Origin of the sequence: Dolichospermum heterosporum TAC447 (genome assembly GCF_024584745.1) — a bacterium.
Lineage (GTDB): Bacteria > Cyanobacteriota > Cyanobacteriia > Cyanobacteriales > Nostocaceae > Dolichospermum > Dolichospermum heterosporum.
On the sequence record NZ_CP099464.1, the window covers coordinates 665,289 to 686,866 of the forward strand.

Below are 21,578 nucleotides of genomic sequence, written 5' to 3' on the forward strand. Positions count from 1 at the left end.
TAGTTGGTTTACTTGCGCCATGCTGTGCTAGAAATCCAAAATTCAAACAGGATTAAAGATTAATCCTGTCAATCCTTTAATCTTGATAGCGAAGCGTGGCGTTAGCCATAAATCCTGATCCAAATTTGAAGATAGATATGTTGAGGTTTGATTTGAAAAGCAAAAAATTCCACTTTTCTAAGGGACAAAGATTTGTTTTTACATTGGTGATCATTGTTGCTTGTTTGCTCGTAAATTTGAATTTTTCTTGGGCAGCAACTACAGCAAAGCATTACAATGAATTACAATTTCCGCCAGTATCAGCAATTAAATTACCCAAGTATGAAAGGTATGTCCTAAAAAATGGTTTAGTAGTTTATTTGATGGAAGATCATGAACTACCATTGGTAAGTGGTACAGCACTAATCAGAACAGGTAGCCGTTGGGAACAAGCGGAAAAGGCAGGTTTAGCTTCTTTGGTGGGTTCTACATTGCGAAGTGGTGGCACTCAAAAACATTCCGCAGATGAATTAAATGAAATTCTAGAACAACGGGCTGCCTCTGTGGAAACAGATATGGGTGAGGCTGCTGGAAGTGCTAGTTTTGAAGCCCTGACTGAAGACGTAGACATGGTGTTTGGGCTATTTACTGAGGTACTTCGAGAACCGGCTTTTGCACAGGAAAAGTTGGATGTGGATAAAACTCAAATTCGCGGTAGTATTGCTCGACGCAATGATAATCCTAATAGTATTGCCAGTCGAGAGTTGAGAAAATTAATTTATGGGCAAGAAAGTCCTTATGCCCGGACAGTTGAATATGCAACTCTCGATAAAATTTCCCGTGATGATTTGCTAAAATTTTATCAACAGTATTTTCACCCCAATAAGATCATTTTAGGGATTGTGGGTGATTTTAATGCTCAAAAAATGCGATCGCTCATACAAGCCAAATTAGGTGACTGGAAACCAAATCCGCAAATTGCCAAAACCCCATTACCACAAGTCACCCAAGCTAACTTAGGTGGTGTATATTTCGTTAATCAACCTCAACTCACCCAAAGTAGCGTCTTACTTGGTCATTTAGGCGGAAAATTCGACAATCCCGATTATCCAGCCTTAGATGTCATGAATGGCGTTTTAAATAGTTTTGGCGGACGTTTATTTAATGAATTGCGATCGCGTCAAGGTTTAGCTTATTCTGTCTATGGTATGTGGAGTCCCCGGTTTGACTATCCAGGAACATTCGTCGCTGGAGGACAAACCCGCACAGAAACCACAGTTCAGTTTATCAAATCCCTGGAAACAGAAATTAAACGGCTACAAACCGCAAATATCACAGTCCAAGAATTAAATAAAGCCAAAGACTCCACCCTAAACTCCTTTGTCTTCAACTTTCAAGATCCTAGCCAAACATTATCCAGATTAATGCGATACGAATATTATGGTTATCCCGCCGATTTCCTATTTCGTTATCAAAAAGCCATCACTACCACCACAACCGCAGACGTGAAACGAGTAGCGCAGAAATACTTAAAACCAGAAAATTTAGTCACCTTAGTAGTCGGAAACCAATCTGATATGAAACAACCCTTAACCAATTTAGCCGCCAAAGTCACAACCATAGATATTACCATTGCAGGCACTCAACCAGCAGCTAAGAATTAATAGAATTCAATTTAGATCCCCGACTTCTTAAAGAAGTCGGGGATCTGGTTATTAATTTAAAATAGCTCTTCCTTATCAAAAATACGATAACACACTGAAAATTTTTTGTCAACACCATAAAATCACTTTTTTCCGGTTGGTGTTTTTGTGTTAGTCGGAGGGTGGGTTAGCTTGCACCTTAACCCACCAACAACTGATTTCGCAAACCCTGATTCAGACTATCTGGATTTTATATCTGCGATCGCTCCCCTAGTCATCGCGGCGATCGCTTTATCTGTGGCTTTGGGTAGATGATAATATTTACCACCTGCTGTTTTCGCCAATTCCTTGGCAAAGCCAGTTGATACAAACTTACTTTCCGTATCAATTACCAATAATTGCATCCCTGAAGCCCGAATTCTGGCTGCAATATCTAATAATTCGGCTTTGATATCCGGTTTTTCTCCCGGTTCTATGGTTTCACCTAAAGAACGAGCCAGAGGAATATTACCACGACCATCAGTAATTGCCACGATAACAACTTGACCGATATCCCCACCCATTTGGGCATTTATCCCCACCCGCACGGCTTGAGTTAACCCATGTGCGAGGGGTGAACCACCACCGCAGGGTAATCTTTCTAAGCGATTTTTGGCTAAAGCAATGGAACGGGTAGGAGGTAATAATACTTCCGCTTGCTCTCCTCGGAAGGGGATCAAAGAGATTTGATCCCGGTTTTGATAGGCTTCTGTTAAAAGCTGCATAACTGCACCTTTGGCAGATTGCATTCTATTTAAAGCCATTGAACCAGAAGCATCCACAACAAACACCACTAAAGCACCGGCTTTTCTCACCAACCGTTTAGAACGGATATCTCCCTGTTCAACAATCACCTTTTTACCAGGTTGTCTAGCGCGGCGTGCTTTTTGATACGGGGCTGCGGCTCGCAATGTGGCATCTACGGCTATTCTCCGAGCTTTACCTTTGGGAATCATCGGTTTAATGTACCGTCCCCTATCGTCTGAGAAGATAATACTGCGACTTCCTGATTTACCTTGCCGTTGTGCCATTTGGGTAAAATAAAGCACTTCTGGGTCGAGAATTACCCCTTCGGGGTCAAAGATAAACTCTTCGGGAATGTCTGGGGGTTCTTGCTGTTCTTGGTCTTCTTCTTTTTCCTCTTCCTGTTCTTCCTCTTGTTCTTCTTCTTGTTCCGACTCGTCTTGACTTTCTTGTGGTGGTGGGGGAGGTGGTGGTGGTTGGTCTGGGGGTGGTGTTTGTATTATAGTAGTCCTGGGAACTATCACCAATTCCACAGCCCGACGTAGATCTTCAGCGGTGACGGTGTTACGTCCTTCTAAGGCTGCTGCGGCTTTGGCTACGCGGACTGCAAATAGTTCTGCACGATGTCCTTCTACACCTCCGCGAATGGCTTCATTGACGAGATAGGCAATTTGCTCTTGGGTAATGGTAACTTCTTTTAACCATTCCCGTGCCAGGATGATTTGGGTTTTGAGGGAGTCTATGTCTTCGCTGTATTGTTGGAGAAATTCTGAGGGAGATTTGGAATAGGCGATCGCTTGTTCAACTGCCTGTACTCTTTGATCTATACCCAGAACTCCGTCTGCTGATAAGGCGATCGCTATTCTATCAAGTAAATGTTCCCTGAGCGCCCCTTCTTCTGGATTATAGGTGGCAATAAACAACGGTTTGCAGGGATGTTGAAAACTAATTCCTTCCCGTTCAATTTGATTCCGCCCATCGGATAATACTGATAACAGTTGGTTACTAATTTGGTCATCTAATAAGTTGATTTCATCCACATACAGCACACCTCGATTAGCTGTAGCCAGTAACCCCGGTTGAAAGATTGTATCACCTTGTTTAACCGACTGTTCCACGTCCACAGAACCTAAAAGTCGGTCTTCCGTAATCCCCAGAGGAATTTGCAAAAAAGGTGCAGGGATAATTTCCGTTTCTATCTCCTGTCTTTCTTCCGCTAAAAGTTTATCATCCCATTCTTCGGGGTGATTGGGGTCACAGTTGCTAACAGAACCTTTCACAACTTCAATAGGTGGTAACAAAGCGTGAATAGCACGCGCCATCACAGATTTAGCCGTACCACGACGACCTGCAATTACCACACCCCCCAAAACGGGATCAACTGCTGTCAACAGTAAGGCTATCTTGATGGCTTCTTGACCAACCACAGCAGCCAAGGGAAAAGCAGTCATTGTCGGGGTCAGAGTAGGCGATCGCATTGTTTCCTTAATAGTTATTATAGTTTTAGCATAGCAATTCCTGGCACATTTTAGCTAAAATAGCAGAATCCTCTAGCCTGCTTGAAGAGAGGCGATGAGTAATAGAGGACGAAAGAAATCTACTACTACGCTTTCTAATCCCACACTGTACCGTCAGGTCAGTGTGGGTAGTTCACATACAATTACCAATAGATTCATAAGTGCCACTGTCAAGTTAAAAAATTTATTTACCTTGGGTAAAATGGAGCTACAGAAATGGTACAACAACTCACACCAGAAACTCAAGCAGAAATCATCTACCCTGATAGTGATGGAAATCCCATGGCTGATAATACAGAACATTATGAATGGATAGTTAAAATTAAAGAAAATTTAGAAATATTATTTGCATCAGAAAATGATGTTTTCATCGCAGGTGATTTACTTTGGTATCCAGTTGAGGGAAGTGTAAAAACTCGTCAAGCACCTGATGTTATGGTGATTTTCGGGAGACCAAAAGGTAAAAGAGGTTCTTACAAACAATGGGAAGAAAATAATATTGCACCTCAAGTAGTATTTGAAATTCTATCTCCAGGAAATCGTAGTCAAGAAATGGCAAAGAAACTCCTTTTTTATCAACGTCATGGCGTGGAAGAATATTATGTTTATAATCCAGACAAAATCGAATTAACAGGTTTTATTCTTGAACAAGCATGGCTAGAAGAGATTGAAGAAATCAATAATTGGATAAGTCCCCGTTTAGGAATACGGTTTGAATTAACAGCAGATAATTTAGAAATTTATTATCCTGAAGGGCGGAAGTTTCTCACATCTCTGGAATTAAATCAACGTGCAGAGCAGGAATATCAACGTGCAGAGCAGGAATATCAACGTGCAGAACAAGAACGTCAAAATTATCAAACCTTATTAGCAAAATTGCAAGCCAAAGGTATTGATATCAATACACTTTAAAAATTAGATCCCCGACTTATAAAAATATGGCGACACATTTTGTGCATGAAGTCTTATGGGATAAGGGATTTAGAATTAACACACTAGCTAATGTCTATCAACCTCAACAGCTTGAGATTCAATTTTATTAACTTCTTCTCCGACTTGATAGGTAATTATTGCTTTTACTTGATCTTTTCCAGAATAGCCAGTTTTATTAGTTAAATGAATATCAATTACCGAATTTTCTAAAGGTTTTAATTCAATTTGTTTTGGCTGAAAACTAAAAGATTGTAATTTATGATCAGAAATATTACGAACTTCAATATTTTCAATGATCACCGTTTGATTTTTCATCTGATGATTTTCTAAGCTGACAAATACAGTCGCAAAACCAATATCTCGATTCCTTTGGGGAGGAATACCTAAAGGTGGTAATTTATTCTCTTGAGATAATAAAGAAACCTTAATCATAACTTTCTTATTAACAGCTTTTGACTGTAAGTGTGAAGATGGTTGACTATAAAAATCTGTAAGTAAATAATTACAAGAATTTACCATACTATCAAAACCGAATAAACTAAAAAGTAATAATAACGGTTTCAACCAAATCACCTCTAATTATTCAAATCATTATTAAACCAGTAGACAGCAGTACAAACATTAATTAAGTAGCGAGACAGAATTAATTACACAATGTCATTGCGTTAGCGCAGCGTGGCGTTAGCCATATGGAACGAAGTGAAATCAAGCAATTCCAAGGGTTGTGATTGCTTCCCTTCGCTCGCAATGACTGTAAATATTTTTGTCCAATTACTTATTTATACTGCTTTCAACTATGCCTATGTATTAGACCATTGAAGAATCGCGCTCAAAGATAATAATTGAGACCAGGTTACATCAGCGTGGTAACTTCCCCAAGGGTTACGTAAGTGGAAAGTTCCATTAGTGGCATTATAGGCAGTAATGGAATGACTGTAAATATTTTTGTCTAATTACTTATTTATACTGCTTTCAACTATGCCTATGTATTAGACCATTGAAGAATCGCGCTCAAAGATAATAATTGAGACCAGGTTACATCAGCGTGGTAACTTCCCCAAGGGTTACGTAAGTGGAAAGTTCCATTAGTGGCATTATAGGCAGTAATGGTGTAAGCATGACCATCAACAACACCATAACCAGCGCCATAGACAAAACCCGCTGTTAACACCTGATTAGAATTAACCAAATTAATCAGTTGGGTTTGAGTCATATTGCTGACAGATTGGGAAGTAGCACTTAATCCTGTTACCTGGCGAATTACTGTATCCATCCAACCACCTTCTATAGCTGCATAGGAGTTATTTTGAGTACCACTGTAAGTACGACTCCAACCAGATTCAGCTAACTGAGCATAAGCTTTTTCTGCTAAAGCTACCCAAAGTTCATTGCTAGTGGAAGTAGAAGAACCTCCACCCCAACCAGCATAAGCGGCATTACCTGATGAATAAGTTGGTAAGTAACGATCTACTGTGACATAATCAGCTACACCATTGTTATAAAAACGCACAGTGAAGGTATTATCACCATTGTCCGTAAACATATTTTGGATGTACTCAGGTTTTTCCTGGGCAATAGAAGCCAAAGTTGCTACATAATAGCAATCTCCCACCGCTCCTTGGTAAATATCATCAGCACTAGCACCATTTTGGAACAGAGAACCACTAGCATAACTATAGGTATAACCTGTATCTGGGCGATCAGTACCTAAGAACCACTTACCAATCAGATTTTCCATTTGGGTATCACTACTATCGGCAAACAAGTTACCAAAACCGGAACGAATGTTAGCTGCATTACCATTTGCAATCTTATTAGATAGGACTTTCACATAATCAACCATAGTGAAGAGGGTAGAGTTACTAACAAGAGTCCGTAAGTCAGTTAATTCATTGGCATCAATCACACTACCATCTTTAGCATCGCGGAAAATGGAAATCATATCATTGCGACTCAAATTACCATCAGCAGCTAAGGAACGGGTTAAAGTGATAATTTGAGCATCTAGTAGATTTTGACTGTACCAATCTGTCGGAATCGGTGTGGGAGTCGGTGTGGGAGTTGGTGCAACAGCAATAGCATTTAAGGACAAACTGTAGTTAGTGTCGCCACTATATTGAAACACTCGTACATAATAAGCACCTGCACTCAACTGACTAGTAATGGATTCAGAAACAATTCCATCAGTATAAGAATAGGAAATTACAGTACCAGAACTATTGAATAACTCAACATCTGCATCGGCAGTTAAGCCTGTTAAATTTAGACTAAAGTTACTTTGTGTGCCTACATTGAAATTATAGTAATCGTTAGTATCAGCAGTTCCTGTCCAATCACTAAAACTTTGAGTTGCTGTTAATGTGCCAACATTACGGGCTGTAGGTAGGGTATTTCCAGCATTATCAACAGGAAGAGCAATAGCATTTAAGGACAAACTGTAGTTAGTGTCGCCACTATATTGAAACACCCGCACATAGTAAGCACCTGCACTCAACAGACTGGCAATGGATTCAGAAACAATTCCATCAGTATAAGAACCGGAAATTACAGTACCAGAACTATTGAATAACTCAACATCTGCATCGGCAGTTAAGCCTGTTAAATTTAGACTAAAGTTACTTTGTGTTCCCACGTTGAAACTATAGTAATCGTTAGTATCAGCAGTTCCTATCCAATCACTAAAACTTTGAGTTGCTGTTAATGTGCCAACATTACGGGCTTTAGCTAGGGTATTTCCCGCATTATCAACAGTTAACGACAAACTGTAGTTAGTGTTACCACTAGACCGATATACCCGCACAAAATAACTTCCCGCATTCAACAGACTGGTAATGGATTCAGAAGTGGTGGCAGTTTTTGCAGAAGTGGTAATTACACCTCCAGAACTATTAAGTAATTGAACATCCGCATTGGCAGTTAAGCCTGTTAAATTCAGACTCAAGTTACTTTGTGTTCCCACATTGAAACTATAGTAATCGTTAGTATCAACACTTCCAACCCAATCACTAAAACTTTGAGTTCCTGTTAATGTCTCAACCTTACGGGCTGTAGCTCTGGTATTTCCAGCATTATCAACAGGTGTCGCATTCAACGATAAACTGTAGTTAGTATCACCACTGAATTGATACACCCGTGCATAATAAGTACCTATACCCAACAGACTAGTAATGGATTCAGAAGTAGTGTCAGTATTTGCAGAAGTGGTAATTACACCTCCAGAACTATCGAGTAATTCAACATCCGCATTAGCAGTTAAGCCTGTTAAACTCAAACTAAAGTTACTTTGTGTTCCCACATTGAAACTATAGTAATCGTTAGTATCAACACTTCCAACCCAATCACTAAAACTTTGAGTTCCTGTTAATGTACCAACATTGCGGGCTGCCACTAAGGTATTTCCAGCACTATCAACAGGTGTAGCATTTAACGACAAACTGTAGTTAGTGTCACCACTAGACCGATATACCCGCACAAAATAAGCACCTGCACTCAACAGACTGGCAATGGATTCAGAAGTGGTGGCAGTTTTTGCAGAAGTGGTAATTACACCTCCAGAACTATTAAGTAATTGAACATCCGCATTGGCAGTTAAGCCTGTTAAATTCAGACTCAAGTTACTTTGTGTTCCCACGTTGAAACTATAGTAATCGTTAGTATCAGAACTTCCTACCCAATCATTAAAACTTTGAGATCCTGTTAATGTCCCAACATTACGGGCTGTAGCTCTGGTATTTCCAGCATAATCAAGAGGTGCATTTACTGGTGGAAGTTGCTGTGAACCAAGTTCTGTTGGATTAGGATTTAAAGGATCTTTGATCCAGGTAAGTTGAAGAATTACCCAGTCCTGGTAAAGAGGAATCAAAAGACTTTTCAGAATTATCAAACATAATGCACTCCTAAATAATTTAAATATTGATTACGTAGGGTGGGCAATGCAGACTGTATCCAGATTCTAGTCGGCAATGCTCATCTTAGGTGTACTTCAAAGACTAAATATTAGTCCTACTGACACTGACGATATCCAAAAAATCAGTATTTATTTGGATCAATATTTTGCATAAAAAGTCATTGTTACTACATAAACATAAAATGATTTATGCCAACTTGACTACAGTAAAAAATACTATTCTATTAAAATTTGTTATACTAAATTATGCAATAATTACGCAAAAATGACGTAAAAGCCTTGATTTACCTTATGGTGACTTATTTTAATTTGTAAATCTTAATACTTATTCGTGATTCTGCGTGAGAAAAAATGTAAATCACACGCAGGTAGGCTTTATTCGGATAGCATCAAAGAACACTACATACTTTGATATCTCCACATAGCAGACATAGACTCTAAATCAACCCCCTTCGCATCACCTTCCATCGTATTTTTAAACAACGCCGTAAACGCACCCGCACCCAACCGATATTGCGGAAACATCCGATAACAAGGAATGCTAGTTAAACGAGATTGAAAAGTAGATAAATGATCAACTTCCACCGCTTGAAAATGCGGAAACCGTTCTAAAAACCATTCACAAACCTGCTCATTTTCTTCAGGGGAATAGGTGCAAGTCATATAAGCCAAATAACCTTGAGGGGCAACAACTTGGGCAGAATTAGCAATAATTCGTTTTTGACGATTGGCACTTTTATTAATTGAAGTTGAGTGAAAACATCCTGGTGCTTTCTCATTTTTAGCTAATAGAGATTGCCCAGTACAAGGGGCATCAACCATCACCAGATTACTCGAAGCCGGCAACAATTCTGCAAAAATACTCGAATCTCTATTTACTACCCCACTGGGTTTAATTTGACAACGTTTTAAATTAGAAATCAGCATTCCTAACCGCTTACCAATTACCTCATTAGTAATTAGCAAATCAGGTCTTAAAGCCTTCCAAGCAAACACACTTTTACCACCGGGGGCAGCACACATATCAAAAACTATAGATATTGATTCGGGAATTGCCAACAAAACAGAAGCAGAAAATACCGAAGAAAAATCTAAACAGTAAAAATATCCCTGTTCATGGAGAGAATGTTTACCTGGTTTTGCTCCCAAAGATAAACGGTCTACAAAATGCGGTTGCCAATGTGTTGGCGTTTGTAATTGAAAAGGTGAAATTTCTGGTTGATCTTGACACCAAAGAATGCAGGGTGCAAAAGGTTGGGGATGAACTAAAGCATCTATAAACTTTGTTTGTTCATCTACATTTGTAAATAACTGTCGGGTAACTTTAAGCAATAAATTAGAAGGTTTTTCCATATTAATTTCTACCAAATTAAATCAGAACAGAAACTGTTACATGAGAACAATACAATCAATATATTTGGCTGCATACTAAAAAGACATTGACCGATATTTACATGGCGTTTGCAAAGTTCGTCTGTTATGGCTTCTGGCTTTTAGCTAGAGGCTAACCTTGTTTTGTTAATGTTTGTCAAACTCATGCCAAATTACGATTTTAGATTTGGTGTTACACTTATGTACCGGAGAGGTCATGATATTTAACAATTTTCAGCAAAAACTGCGCCAAGAATCACAACGTTGGCGAGACGAAGGAATTATTAGTTCTTCCCAGTACGACCAAATAGCCAAGCGGCATCAATTTAATAAAATAGAAGAATCTACCCGTGATAGTTTTGGTGTCATTGCCATTGTCATCGGCGGTTTATTATTAGGCTTAGGTTTAATGACCCTTGTGGGCGCAAATTGGCAAGGTTGGTCACGGGACGTTAAGTTTATCTTGTTAATGAGTTTATTTCTCTCCACAGCCATTACTGGGTTTTTGACTTGGCGAGAACCTACACTTACCACAAATCAAGGTAAAAAATCTCAAGAGGGTAAACGGGTACTCGGAGAAGCATTGTTAATTCTCAGTGCTTTTATTTTAGGGGCAACCCTCATGTTAATGGCGCAAATATTCAATATTAGCGGTTCAGCTTCTGAGTTATTTTTAGCTTGGGGGCTTGGGGTGTTAGTCATGGCTTATAGTCTTTCCCTCAATTCCTTGGGAATTATGGCTATTGTCCTCATTCAAATCGGTTACTGGATAGGAATTGGTAATTTAGGATCTGAATCTGGGGAAGTGACTTGGGCGCGGTTAGCTGTGCGCCATATGCCCTTACTATCATGGTTACTGTTTGTTCCCTTAGCTTATATTTGCAGATCCCGGTGGATTTTTGGCATAGGAGTTGTGGCATTTATTATATCTTTGCAATATAACCTCAGACCTTTACCACTCTTAACATTTTCTGATGCAGCTTCTTGGATAGCTTCCTTTGCTTTGGCTTTACCACCTGCCTTACTTTGGAGTTATGACGATTTACTTTTCCCTACAGTTAATTATAGATTGTTTCAACCCCTGGCACGTAATTTTGGCTTGATTTGCTTTGGTGTGGTTTTTTATCTTTTATCTTTCCGTTGGCAATGGGAATCGGTTGACTCTATTGGCAGTTTATCATTTTTAAATCCCTTCAATTCAACTAGTAATTCATCGAATTTATTACCATCTTTGCCAATTATTGATTTAGGGATTCTCAGCGGTTTGGCAGTTTTACAATGGTTGTTTCTAATTCGTCAAAGCAATAGTCCACTTCGACGGGAAGTATTTTTCAGACTTGGCATTATTACTACTTTTTTAGGGTTTATTCTGATTACTCCTTTTTGGCATCAAGCTATCAGCAGAATTACCGAACTAGGTATTTTTATCTTCAATGTTTTATTGGCAATATTAGCCTGGGGATTAGTTCAAGAAGGGTTGAAATTACGAAAAAGAGCCGCATTTTGGTGTGGTATGTTATTATTTACCCTGCAAATTATCAGCCGGGTTTTAGAATATAATACTGAGGTTCTTTTCCGGGCTTTAGTATTTGGTATTTGCGGTTATTCTCTCATTGCTGCCGGACTTTGGTTTGAACGTCGCTTTACTACTTCTAAAACTAGTAATGGCGGTGGTAGTGGGAATAGCGGTGGTAGTGGGAATAGCGGTGGTAGTGGGAATAGCGGGAATAGTGGTGGTAGCGGGAATAGCGGTGGTAGTGGGAATAGCGGTGGTAGTGGGAATAGTGGAAATAGCGGAAATAGCGGGAATAGCGGTGGTAGTGGGAATAGTGGAAATAGCGGAAATAGCGGGAATAGCGGGAATAAAACTAGTAGTGGAGGCACTAACGACAGTAGAGGCGATAACAAAAGCAATAGTAGCAGTGATTATCGGAGTAGTAGTGGAGGCACTAACGATAGTAGAGGCGATAACAGAAGCAATAGTAGCAGTGATTATCGGAATGGTAGTGGAGGCACTAACGATAGTAAAGAGAGAGATAGAGAAAGGGAGAGGGAGAGGGATAGAGAAAGGGAGAGAGATAACAGAGGCAATAGTGGAGGTGATTATCGAAGTAGAAAGTAATAGGATAATTCTCAATCAAAATTCAGGCACCTGAGTTCGACTTTTTTACGCCTTTCTACTTACTCACAAAAAATTAAATCTGAGTTCTTTGTATATAAATCTCTGCGGATAAATTCCTATCGAAAAATTAGCAGGAATGGGAAAAGTATTTTTTCCTATTATCTATTACCAATTACTAACTAAGTAGGTTAGCCTTGAAAATCGTCGTTATGGCAAGGCAAGAGGCAAGAGGCAAGAGTGAAGAGGGTTTGGGCGATTTTACTTTTCTTCACACAGATTGGTTTTATTGTGTTCACCTACTTAAATTAATCTCATGAAAAATGACTTCCCTGAATCAAAAAAAACCTTCACTCCAGAAATGGAATTTTCCGAAAAATTGACCTTTCGGGATTATCTTAAGGCTACAGAACAGAAGGCTAATAAACCTTTACCGATTTGGCGATTAATTGCCCCTTTATTGGTTCAAGTAGGCTTAATTCTAGCTGTACCTTCTCAGGCAATGTATACGGATGTGACGGGTAAGACAGTAATTTTGCAAACCGTACCTGTAGATTCTAATGATGTTGTCCGGGGTTCTTCCTTGAACTTAGATTATAATATTTCCCGTCCTGAAACTTTGAGAAGATTGCCGGGTTGGAATGACTGGTTGCGAAGAAATTCCCGCAGGGGTAGACAAGTTTATCGAGGGACTGTCTTATACTTAATTTTGCAAGAACGACAATCTTTTGATAGCGAAGGGCGACCTAGTAATCGAAATGAACTTCAGTCTTGGAAACCTATCCGGGTAAGTAGTAATCGTCCTGTTTATTTATCTAATAATCAGGTAGCTTTAAAAGGTAATTATCAAGACGGTTTGATTAATTATGGGTTAGAAGACTATTTCATTCCTGAAGAACAAAGACAACAGATTAATGAGGATATTTCGCAAATTCAAGAAGCCAGGAATGGTAGACAACAACCAATTTTAGTGAGGGTAAAAGTAGATCCTCAAGGTAATGCTGTTCCCATTGGTTTATCCATAAGAGATGCGAATGGTGAACGTGGCGATCGCAATTATCGTTTTCAATAGCATTATTGAGGGTGGGCAATGCCCACCTCAAGATAAATTGTTTGTGGATTTCAAAATTGTAATTCAAACCCTAATAACACATCTTCTCCAGACAGTAATACAGGAAATTGAACAATTTCTACAGGTTGTTCCAGTCGGTAAATTTCTACTTGTTTATCGTAGGGATTAATTAACCAACACAAACGCACGCCATTATTTATATATTCGGTGCATTTTTCTTGCAGGGTTTTAAGTCTGTCTGTTTTTGATCTCAGTTCAATGACAAAATCAGGTGCGAGTGGGGGAAATTTTTCTCGTTCTTCAACAGTTAGTGCTTCCCACCGGTCTAATTTTACCCAAGCAACATCAGGAGAACGTTTTGCACCATTAGGAAGTCGAAAAATAGTAGAGGAACTAAATACTATTCCTAATTGGGTTTTGTAGTTCCAAAGACTTACTTTGAAATTTAAATCAGATTCACTACGGCCGCTTTCTCCTCCTACTGGTGGCACAATAATTAATTCTCCCTGTGCATTGAGTTCTAAGTTTACATCTTTATTAGCCATACAAAGTTGGTAAAACTGATCATCTGTAAGGCGAACAACTGGATCTAGATTCAGGGTAACAGTGTTCATTATGTTTATTAGTGTAATTTTTCTGGGTTAAAATCAGTGAGGTAAAGTTTTAAACTTTAAAGACAGTGGGGTGCTTTCTTCTGCGCCCTCAACTATATTTTATTCGACCAATAATCGCTATATTTTGTAATTTTAGCATCAATAGTTTAATCCTCGTTAACTACCAATTACAGGGCAAACGCATCTTATTTTTAGAATGCTTACTGGACAAAGGTTTTGACGATTGTTTAGTTTTGTAACTAAAAGTTGAAACTCTTGCTGGACATGGATTACAGAATTTAGGTGCGTTTGCCCTGCTACCAATTACCAATTACCAATTAGGTAGGTTGGCGTTGAAAATTGTCGTTATGGCAAGGCAAAAGGCAAGAGGCAAGAGGGTTTGGGCGATTTTACGTTTCTTTACACAGTTTGGTTTTATTGTGTTCACCTACTTACCTATTCAATTTTGAAGTTCACTGGTAAACGAGTATAAATCCCTTGAGGATCATTCATTGTTTGCAAGGTTTTGATTTCCTGTTGGAATTTTTCTAGTTCATTTATTAAGGGGTTTGAGTTTTTAGTTTGGGTTTTTTCTATGCCTAATTTGGCTTTTGTTTGATCTAATTTTTTACCAAATAACTTTTCTGCAAAGGTTGTACTTCGCGGATATTCTTGTATTTCCCAATCAGTTCCTAATTTCGCTTGTTTAGCTGCATATTCAATGGCTACATTTAAACCACCAATTTCATCAACTAGACCGATTTGTTTGGCTGCTGTTCCTGACCAAACTCGTCCTTGGGCGATTTCTGCTACTTTTGCAGTGGGAATTTTCCGTCCTTGGGAAACTTTCTGCAAGAATAGATTATAAATGCGGTCAACACTGCGTTGATAAACTGCTAATTCTTGAGGTGATTTAGGACGGGAAATGGTTTGTTGATCTGCATACTGAGCCGTTTTCACGCTATCCCAAGTTATGCCATTATTATTGCCTAGTTTTTGACCATTAAATAATACGCCAAAGACACCTATAGAACCTGTAATGGTATTAGCTTGGGCAAAAATGCGGTTGGAATCACTTGCAATCCAATAACCACCAGAAGCAGCTACGTCTCCCATAGAAACGATGACGGGTTTGATTTGACGAGTTAATTTGATTTCTCGCTGCATGATTTCGGCTGCGGTAGCACTACCACCAGGGCTATTAATTCTTAAAACTACTGCTTTGATTTGATCATTTTGGCGAATTTTTGAGAATATTTTTGCAAAGTTATCACCGCCAATTTGTCCTTCGTTACCGCTACCGTTAACTATTTCTCCTTCTGCATAAACAATGGCAATTTTATGATCTGAATTTGAGGATTTTCCGGGAATTTCGGCATAATCAGCCAAGCTGATTTTTGTGAATGTTTGATCTTTTTTACTGTCACCAGTTAATTTTTTTAAGTCGGTGAATACTTGATCTTCATAAGCAATTGTATCCACTAGACTATTAGATTTAGCTTCTGTAGCTTCTAAAATTGATTGACTATTAGCGATCGCTTGCAATTTCTGCGGTAGAATGTTTCTGCTTGCACCTACAGATTTCCGCCACTCTCCCCACACATCATCTAACAATTTCTGGGTTTGTTCCCGGTTCTCTGGGCTGAGTTTATTGAGGATTAACGGTTCTACTGCACCCTTAAATTTACCCACCCTCACAATCTGCACACCAACGCCGTATTTTTCAAATGCCCCCGCTAAGAACATTGGTTGTGAACTTAAACCGTTCATTTCCATTACTCCCATAGGATTAACTATAACTTGATTGGCTACGGAACTTAGATAATATTCTTTTTCACTCCAATCTGTACTATAGGCAATAATTTTTTTGCCGGTTTTGCGGAATTTTTCTAATGCTTGACGGATTTCTTTCAAGGAAGCATAACCAACTGCACTATTAGCATTAGTTCCATCTATATAAATACCTACAATTTTTTGATCACGTCCGGCTTTATCTAAGGTTTCTACAACTTTGCGAAGTGTGATGTTATTTTCTTCAGCCCCACTAAAAGTTTTTTGGAAAAGTTGGCTGGAATTAGGTTCACTATCTGTGATTTTCATGGACAAGTCCAAAACTAAAACTGACTTATCTTTCACTGTTGGGGCTGAACTTTGAGAACTAGCAACCGCAATTAATATTAATAAGAATCCCAGTGTGCTGACTCCAGAAAAAATTGTCAGTCCTAGTAAACTACCAATTAAACTTGCTAGGGTTTGTTTAAGAAAATTAGTCATTAGTCATTAGTTATTAGTTATTAGTCATTAGTTATTAGTCATTAATGCCAAAGTAATGACCAGAAAATAACCTTTTTCTATTGTATACGTTGTAAACTCTGAGATTGCTTTAATTTATACAGGCTGCTATTGGCAGTGCAAAATAATACGGTGGTGATTTCGGCAATTAAAACCTCTGTTAATTCTACTACAGCCGCTTCCGATACTGCCGCTGCTTTGAGAAAGGGCATTGCTAAACCAGCAATATCAGCCCCTAGAGCGATCGCTTTAGCCACATCTAAACCATTGCGTAAGCCCCCAGAAGCAATTAAGGGAACATCGGGATCATGCTCCCGAATATTGGCAATACAATCGGCTGTGGGTATCCCCCAGTCCCCAAATGTTTGCCCCAAACGCCTCTGTAAGGCAGTTTCTGCCCGTTCACTTTCCACCATCGCCCAAGACGTACCACCAGCACCAGCCACATCAATAGCTTGCACTCCCACAGCTATCAGTTTTTCTGCCATAGTTGCGGAAATTCCATTACCTACTTCTTTGGCAATTACGGGAACTGGCAAATCGTTGCACAAGTCAGATATTTTGTCAAGCAGTCCATAAAAATTAGTATCACCTCTGGGTTGAATGAATTCCTGCAAAGGGTTAATATGTAGAATCAAAGCATCAGCTTCGACCAGATCAACAATTCGTAAACATTCATCAATACCATAGTCATAATTAAGCTGTACCGCGCCTAAATTAGCAAAGAGGAGAATATCCGGCGCATATTTACGAACGGCAAAAGTATCCGCAACTTGAGGTTTTTCCACTGCTACTCTTACAGATCCTACACCCATTGCTAATTTGTATGCTTGGGCAACTTCAGCCAAGCGACGATTAATAATCCCCGCTTGTTCTGTACCTCCCGTCATGGAAGAAATTAACAAAGGTGCATGGAGATGTTTTCCCAAAAATGTCGTACTCACATCAATATCTTTACCATCAATTTCCGGTAAACAAGCATGAGTAAAGCGATATTTTTCTAACCCAGTGGTAATTTCTGGAGATTGGACATTATCTTCTAAACAGATGCGAATATGATCTGCTTTGCGATTTTGGGTTTGGGCTGAGGTGTTGATAGGATGGTTCACGACTTAATATGGAGGTATGTGAATATTTATATTTTGCACTAAGCCCTGGCGAATACAATATGGTTTCGCATCCCGTTAGGGATACGCGGCTACATAAACAAAGTCCGTCTTCATGGACTAATAAATCTTAACCCACGCAGGTGGGTTTTGCCTGTGTAGACGCGGTTTCTAACCGCCTGGTGTAAATATCTATTGTTGTAAATATTTTTCATATCCAAGCTGATCTAGTTTAGCTTGCTTTTCCATGACCATATTACAAAGACTTTGCCGATAAAGTTGAACTTTTTCGAGTAATTCTGGTTGGTGAGTAGCAAGAATTTGTACAGCTAAAAGTCCAGCGTTTTTAGAATTCCCAATAGCGACGGTAGCGACGGGTATTCCTGCTGGCATTTGCACTATAGAATATAAAGAATCCACACCTTGTAAATTCCGAGTAGCGACGGGAACACCAATCACAGGTAAAGGAGTTAAAGATGCTACCATACCAGGGAGATGTGCCGCACCACCAGCACCAGCGATAATTACCTTGATACCGCGTTGATGTGCAGTTTTAGCATACTCAACCATCCGTTCTGGGGTACGATGGGCAGAGACAATGGCAACTTCAACTACAATACCAAATTCTTCACAAATAGCGATCGCATCCTTCATTGTGGGCAAATCGGAATCACTACCCATGATAATACCAACTTCAAGACTCATATAATTTAGGGAACAGGGAACAAGGGGAGGTGGGGGAGGTGGGGGAGTTGGGGGAGTAGGGGGAGTTGGGGGAGTTGGGGGAGTAGGGGGAGTTGGGGGAGTTGGGGGAGTAGGGGGAGTTGGGGGAGTTGGGGGAGTAGGGGGAGTTGGGGGAGTTGGGGGAGTAGGGGGAGTAAAAGGGGAGAAATATTCTTGTGCAACTGACAACTGACAACTGACAACTGACAACTGACAACTGACAACTGACAACTGACAACTGACAACTGACAACTGACAACTAACAACTGACAAAAATACCATGCTGGCAAATGTAGATATTATCAACGTAAGAGTCCCCGGTTATCAAGATTTACAAAGAATCTTAGTTAACCAAGCAGGCATAATTGAGGAAATTATGCCCATGAACACAGCATGGGAAAAAGTTGTACCACAAAACTTACAAATTTTAGATGTAGCTGGAGACTGGATTTCTTTAGGTGGTGTGGATTTACAAATCAATGGTGGACTAGGATTGGCCTTCCCGGAATTAACAGCAGACAATTCCTTTATGCTGCCAAAAATCTCTTCATTTCTCTGGGAAGCAGGAGTTGACGGTTATTTACCCACCCTAGTCACAACCTCTATCGAAAATATTCAGCGATCGCTCGCCATTCTCGCCAATTATACCCCCAATTCTCCAACCTCCGCCCAAATTCTCGGAGTCCATTTAGAAGGTCCATTTTTAAACTACTACAAACGTGGCGCACATCCAGCCGAATATCTTCTTCCTCTCACCATAGATCAAGTTAAACGGGTTTTAGGAGATTATGCCCATATTGTCAAAGTCATCACTCTCGCACCAGAATTAGACACCACAGGTAAAGTCATCCCATATTTGCGTTCCTTGGGAATCACTGTCAGTTTAGGACATTCACAAGCCACAGCCACAGAAGCCCAACAAGCTTTTACTCAAGGCACTACAATGATAACCCACGCCTTCAACGCCATGCCACCCCTACACCACCGTGAACCGGGCTTATTAGGCGCAGCCATGAACAATCCTGATGTGTTTTGTGGTTTCATTGCCGATGGTCAGCACGTTGCCCCCATGATCTTAAAAGTTCTTCTGCGTGCCAGTGAAAGGTTATTTATTGTCAGTGATGCCCTTGCACCATTAGGATTACCTGACGGCATCTATCCTTGGGATACCCGACAAATAGAAGTTATCAACGGTACAGCCAGATTACAAGATGGCACTTTATCAGGAACAACCCTACCATTATTAACTGGAGTTCAAAATCTAGTGAAATGGGGAATTTGTGACCTAGAAACCGCCGTTAGCCTCGCTACAGACGCACCCAGGCAAGCTATCAACTTACCAAAATTTGCCGCCCAACAACCCGCCCACTTATTACGTTGGAAATGGGATGAGGTTGGCAAAGAACTGACATGGAAACGGTTAACTGTAGCGAACAGTTTTACTCCTGACTCCTGATTCCTGCTGTAATTAGTTTTCAGGATGACTATATTATATTGAACTCAGGCAACCCCAGACGCTGAATTTACTTTGGCGAGTTCGAGTTATAGTTAGCGACTACACCGTCTTTCAGGGATTTATACTGGCAATATAAGTTTTGGAAAATGCCTAAAAGTGCTGATGATAACATTTCTGCATTTTCCGAATTATATATATGTTTAATAGCTTGATATAAAATTGATTACTGATTTTACTCCGTAACAACAAGTAAGTATGTATTCTTGTATACTTAACAAGTATATTTATGCGCGTTTAATGCCATTTTTCTATGGTCTCATTAATTTTTTATTTGGGGATAAGAATAAATACTTACTGGAAATAAATCACTGTTATTGCTTGACAGCAATTGTTCTAATTGCAACTAATTATGTAGACATTTTAAATATATTTACTTACTAAGAATGTAGATAAAAAATCATGTACTGGGCGAAAAGAGTCCAAGTATTTTAACAATTTAATCTTTGTCTAGATTATGTTTAGGCTGGTGATATCTTTTGAAGAGTCAACTATTGGCAGGAAAATTTCATCGAAACACCAAGTAACCAGATGAGTTTTTCAATACCTCATGATTTACAACTACTGAGAATAAATATTAGGTAGTAATTGTCAAATTGGGCGATCGCTTAATATGAAGTTTCCCGAAGAAAATATAGAAATCTTAAAAAAAACGTTACATAGCCAAAGTCCTGAATTAATCACGGTTTACAAGCTCAAACTCAACTATAAATTTGGACATTTCTTTCAGACTTCCGCTAAAACCCTGATCCCCAAGTCCGAAAATTCATGTTAATGTATTCGAGTTACAAAACACAAAGTGAAAGCGGAACGGGTTAAAGTTTCCGGCGAGAGTCACTGTTCACAAGGTGAAACCCCCGCTAATCAAAAAACTTAAGTTCTACAGTCGCTTTAAAATCGGACGCATGAATCAAAGACATTTGTGGACTACAGTTGCCGTAATTCTGGCCGTTTTGGGTTTACCCTCAGTTGGTCGAACTCAAACCAGTGAGGAAAGTTCCCCAACTAGGCAAGCATCATCTATCAGTGATGCAGTCAAAGTAGGAGAATACCAATCCCCAACAGAAAACCCCACCTTGGATGCTGTGATTACTAGGATTTATCCTCACAGTATTAAAGGTTTACAAGCAGCTACTCTTTATGTTCGGGACATTCCTGTTCTGACTTTTTTGGGTTCTACCCCAGTTACTAACAACAAAACTAAAGTTGGAGTAATTGGCAACAATGAGAATATCAATCCTGACTCTCTTGTTGCTACCAATACAGCCAAAGTTGCCAGTTTTAGCAATGCTGGTAATACAATCAATTTTAACAAACAAGTTAGCTCTATTGACAATGATCCAATTCAGAAAGCTAGTGTGATTGCCGCTAGAATTAACGAACTGATCCAGAACAATGTAGATGCAAGCAAGATTACTGTCAGTTGGAAAACAGCGGATAATTCCGTAATTAACAATAAAGCCAATAAAAAAGGCTTCTTCCGTAAACAACCGTCAGTGGATCGCTACACCATTACCATTGACGGTCAAGAACTGGTAGAAGTCAATGAAGGTACTAGATTAGCAGATACCACAGAAAATCTTGCCCAAGATGCCTTACAAGCAACTAACAGACTGCGGAGACTCATTGGCAACGCATCTCCCATTCAGACAATTGCTAACTTACCCGCTAGTAAATCAGTTTCTAGTGCTAGTCTACCGCAAAAAATTGCCTTCGGTAATGTCAATCTCAGTTTCCAAGGGATGGCTTCTTGGTATGGATATGATGGTTCTGGCAATAAAACCGCCAGTGGTGAAAGATATAATCCCGAAGGATTAACTGCGGCTCATCGCAGCTTACCGATGGGAACAAAAATCCGTGTCACTAACACCCGTAATGGTCGTTCTGTTGTTGTCAGAATCAATGATCGAGGACCTTTCATCCGGGGTCGAATTATTGACCTTTCCGCCGGCGCTGCTCGGCTTTTGGGTATGATCAGCAGTGGTGTTGCTCCAGTTAGTCTTGAGGTTTTAGGAAAATAACCCGTT

13 protein-coding genes and 1 pseudogene are annotated in these 21,578 nt (G+C 39.6%); 6 read left to right on the forward strand and 8 right to left on the reverse strand.

What is annotated here, in order from left to right; all coding sequences use genetic code 11:
• The first annotated feature begins 137 nt into the window (after positions 1-137).
• The gene (locus tag NG743_RS03005) at positions 138-1,643 is read left to right on the forward strand and encodes a M16 family metallopeptidase (RefSeq protein ID WP_193963443.1); all 1,506 of its coding nucleotides are present in this window, start codon (positions 138-140) and stop codon (positions 1,641-1,643) included.
• Between the two features lie 218 nt (positions 1,644-1,861).
• Here NG743_RS03005 and bchD read toward each other — a convergent pair whose 3' ends face one another.
• Positions 1,862-3,883, reverse strand: a complete 2,022-nt coding sequence (gene bchD / locus NG743_RS03010) for a magnesium chelatase ATPase subunit D (protein ID WP_193963275.1) — start codon at positions 3,881-3,883, stop codon at positions 1,862-1,864.
• Between the two features lie 255 nt (positions 3,884-4,138).
• Here bchD and NG743_RS03015 point away from each other — a divergent pair, with 255 nt between their 5' ends.
• Positions 4,139-4,834 carry a Uma2 family endonuclease gene (locus NG743_RS03015; RefSeq protein ID WP_027404925.1) on the forward strand — a complete coding sequence of 232 codons (696 nt, stop codon included), beginning with the start codon at positions 4,139-4,141 and terminating at the stop codon, positions 4,832-4,834.
• A gap of 87 nt (positions 4,835-4,921) precedes the next feature.
• On the opposite strand, the gene NG743_RS03020 is transcribed toward NG743_RS03015, so the two are convergent.
• From NG743_RS03020 to NG743_RS03030, 3 genes are all read right to left on the reverse strand, one after another.
• Positions 4,922-5,419: a hypothetical protein gene (locus NG743_RS03020; protein ID WP_027404924.1), complete on the reverse strand. Its 498-nt coding sequence runs from the start codon at positions 5,417-5,419 to the stop codon at positions 4,922-4,924.
• Positions 5,420-5,837: 418 nt separating this feature from the next.
• A complete protein-coding gene (locus NG743_RS03025; RefSeq protein WP_257121502.1) occupies positions 5,838-8,717 on the reverse strand; it encodes a pre-peptidase C-terminal domain-containing protein in 2,880 nt (959 codons plus the stop codon).
• Positions 8,718-9,161: 444 nt separating this feature from the next.
• Complete coding sequence (locus NG743_RS03030; protein ID WP_027404923.1) at positions 9,162-10,115, reverse strand: RsmB/NOP family class I SAM-dependent RNA methyltransferase; 954 nt, start codon at positions 10,113-10,115, stop codon at positions 9,162-9,164.
• A 235-nt stretch (positions 10,116-10,350) separates the two neighbouring features.
• Here NG743_RS03030 and NG743_RS03035 point away from each other — a divergent pair.
• A pseudogene (locus NG743_RS03035) lies at positions 10,351-11,799 on the forward strand (DUF2157 domain-containing protein); the annotation flags it as partial.
• A 769-nt stretch (positions 11,800-12,568) separates the two neighbouring features.
• A complete protein-coding gene (locus NG743_RS03040) occupies positions 12,569-13,324 on the forward strand; it encodes a GDYXXLXY domain-containing protein (protein ID WP_027404922.1) in 756 nt (251 codons plus the stop codon).
• A 50-nt stretch (positions 13,325-13,374) separates the two neighbouring features.
• On the opposite strand, the gene NG743_RS03045 is transcribed toward NG743_RS03040, so the two are convergent.
• The 4 genes from NG743_RS03045 to purE all read right to left on the reverse strand — a co-directional run bounded on the left by NG743_RS03045 (position 13,375) and on the right by purE (position 18,020).
• On the reverse strand, positions 13,375-13,938 hold the full coding sequence (locus NG743_RS03045; protein ID WP_027404921.1) for a Uma2 family endonuclease: 564 nt from the start codon (positions 13,936-13,938) through the stop codon (positions 13,375-13,377).
• A 435-nt stretch (positions 13,939-14,373) separates the two neighbouring features.
• Positions 14,374-16,191, reverse strand: a complete 1,818-nt coding sequence (gene sppA / locus NG743_RS03050) for a signal peptide peptidase SppA (protein WP_027404920.1) — start codon at positions 16,189-16,191, stop codon at positions 14,374-14,376.
• Positions 16,192-16,268: 77 nt separating this feature from the next.
• On the reverse strand, positions 16,269-17,318 hold the full coding sequence (gene fni / locus NG743_RS03055; protein WP_027404919.1) for a type 2 isopentenyl-diphosphate Delta-isomerase: 1,050 nt from the start codon (positions 17,316-17,318) through the stop codon (positions 16,269-16,271).
• A 189-nt stretch (positions 17,319-17,507) separates the two neighbouring features.
• Entirely contained in the window at positions 17,508-18,020 is a 513-nt protein-coding gene (gene purE / locus NG743_RS03060; RefSeq protein WP_027404918.1) for a 5-(carboxyamino)imidazole ribonucleotide mutase, read from the reverse strand.
• A gap of 298 nt (positions 18,021-18,318) precedes the next feature.
• Here purE and nagA point away from each other — a divergent pair, with 298 nt between their 5' ends.
• Together nagA and NG743_RS03070 are read left to right on the forward strand one after the other, a co-directional pair.
• The gene (nagA, locus tag NG743_RS03065) at positions 18,319-19,494 is read left to right on the forward strand and encodes an N-acetylglucosamine-6-phosphate deacetylase (protein WP_193962179.1); all 1,176 of its coding nucleotides are present in this window, start codon (positions 18,319-18,321) and stop codon (positions 19,492-19,494) included.
• A gap of 962 nt (positions 19,495-20,456) precedes the next feature.
• Positions 20,457-21,572, forward strand: coding sequence for a septal ring lytic transglycosylase RlpA family protein (locus tag NG743_RS03070; protein ID WP_053539226.1), 1,116 nt, complete (start codon positions 20,457-20,459; stop codon positions 21,570-21,572).
• Positions 21,573-21,578: the final 6 nt, after the last annotated feature.

Bases quoted from the DNA above. Each gene is read 5' to 3' on its own strand.
- NG743_RS03005 (WP_193963443.1), top strand. From the start codon at position 138: ATGTTGAGGTTTGATTTGAAAAGCAAAAAATTCCACTTTTCTAAGGGA.
- bchD (WP_193963275.1), bottom strand. From the start codon at position 3,883: ATGCGATCGCCTACTCTGACCCCGACAATGACTGCTTTTCCCTTGGCT.
- NG743_RS03015 (WP_027404925.1), top strand. From the start codon at position 4,139: ATGGTACAACAACTCACACCAGAAACTCAAGCAGAAATCATCTACCCT.
- NG743_RS03030 (WP_027404923.1), bottom strand. From the start codon at position 10,115: ATGGAAAAACCTTCTAATTTATTGCTTAAAGTTACCCGACAGTTATTT.
- NG743_RS03040 (WP_027404922.1), top strand. From the start codon at position 12,569: ATGAAAAATGACTTCCCTGAATCAAAAAAAACCTTCACTCCAGAAATG.
- NG743_RS03045 (WP_027404921.1), bottom strand. From the start codon at position 13,938: ATGAACACTGTTACCCTGAATCTAGATCCAGTTGTTCGCCTTACAGAT.
- sppA (WP_027404920.1), bottom strand. From the start codon at position 16,191: ATGACTAATTTTCTTAAACAAACCCTAGCAAGTTTAATTGGTAGTTTA.
- purE (WP_027404918.1), bottom strand. From the start codon at position 18,020: ATGAGTCTTGAAGTTGGTATTATCATGGGTAGTGATTCCGATTTGCCC.
- nagA (WP_193962179.1), top strand. From the start codon at position 18,319: ATGCTGGCAAATGTAGATATTATCAACGTAAGAGTCCCCGGTTATCAA.
- NG743_RS03070 (WP_053539226.1), top strand. From the start codon at position 20,457: ATGAATCAAAGACATTTGTGGACTACAGTTGCCGTAATTCTGGCCGTT.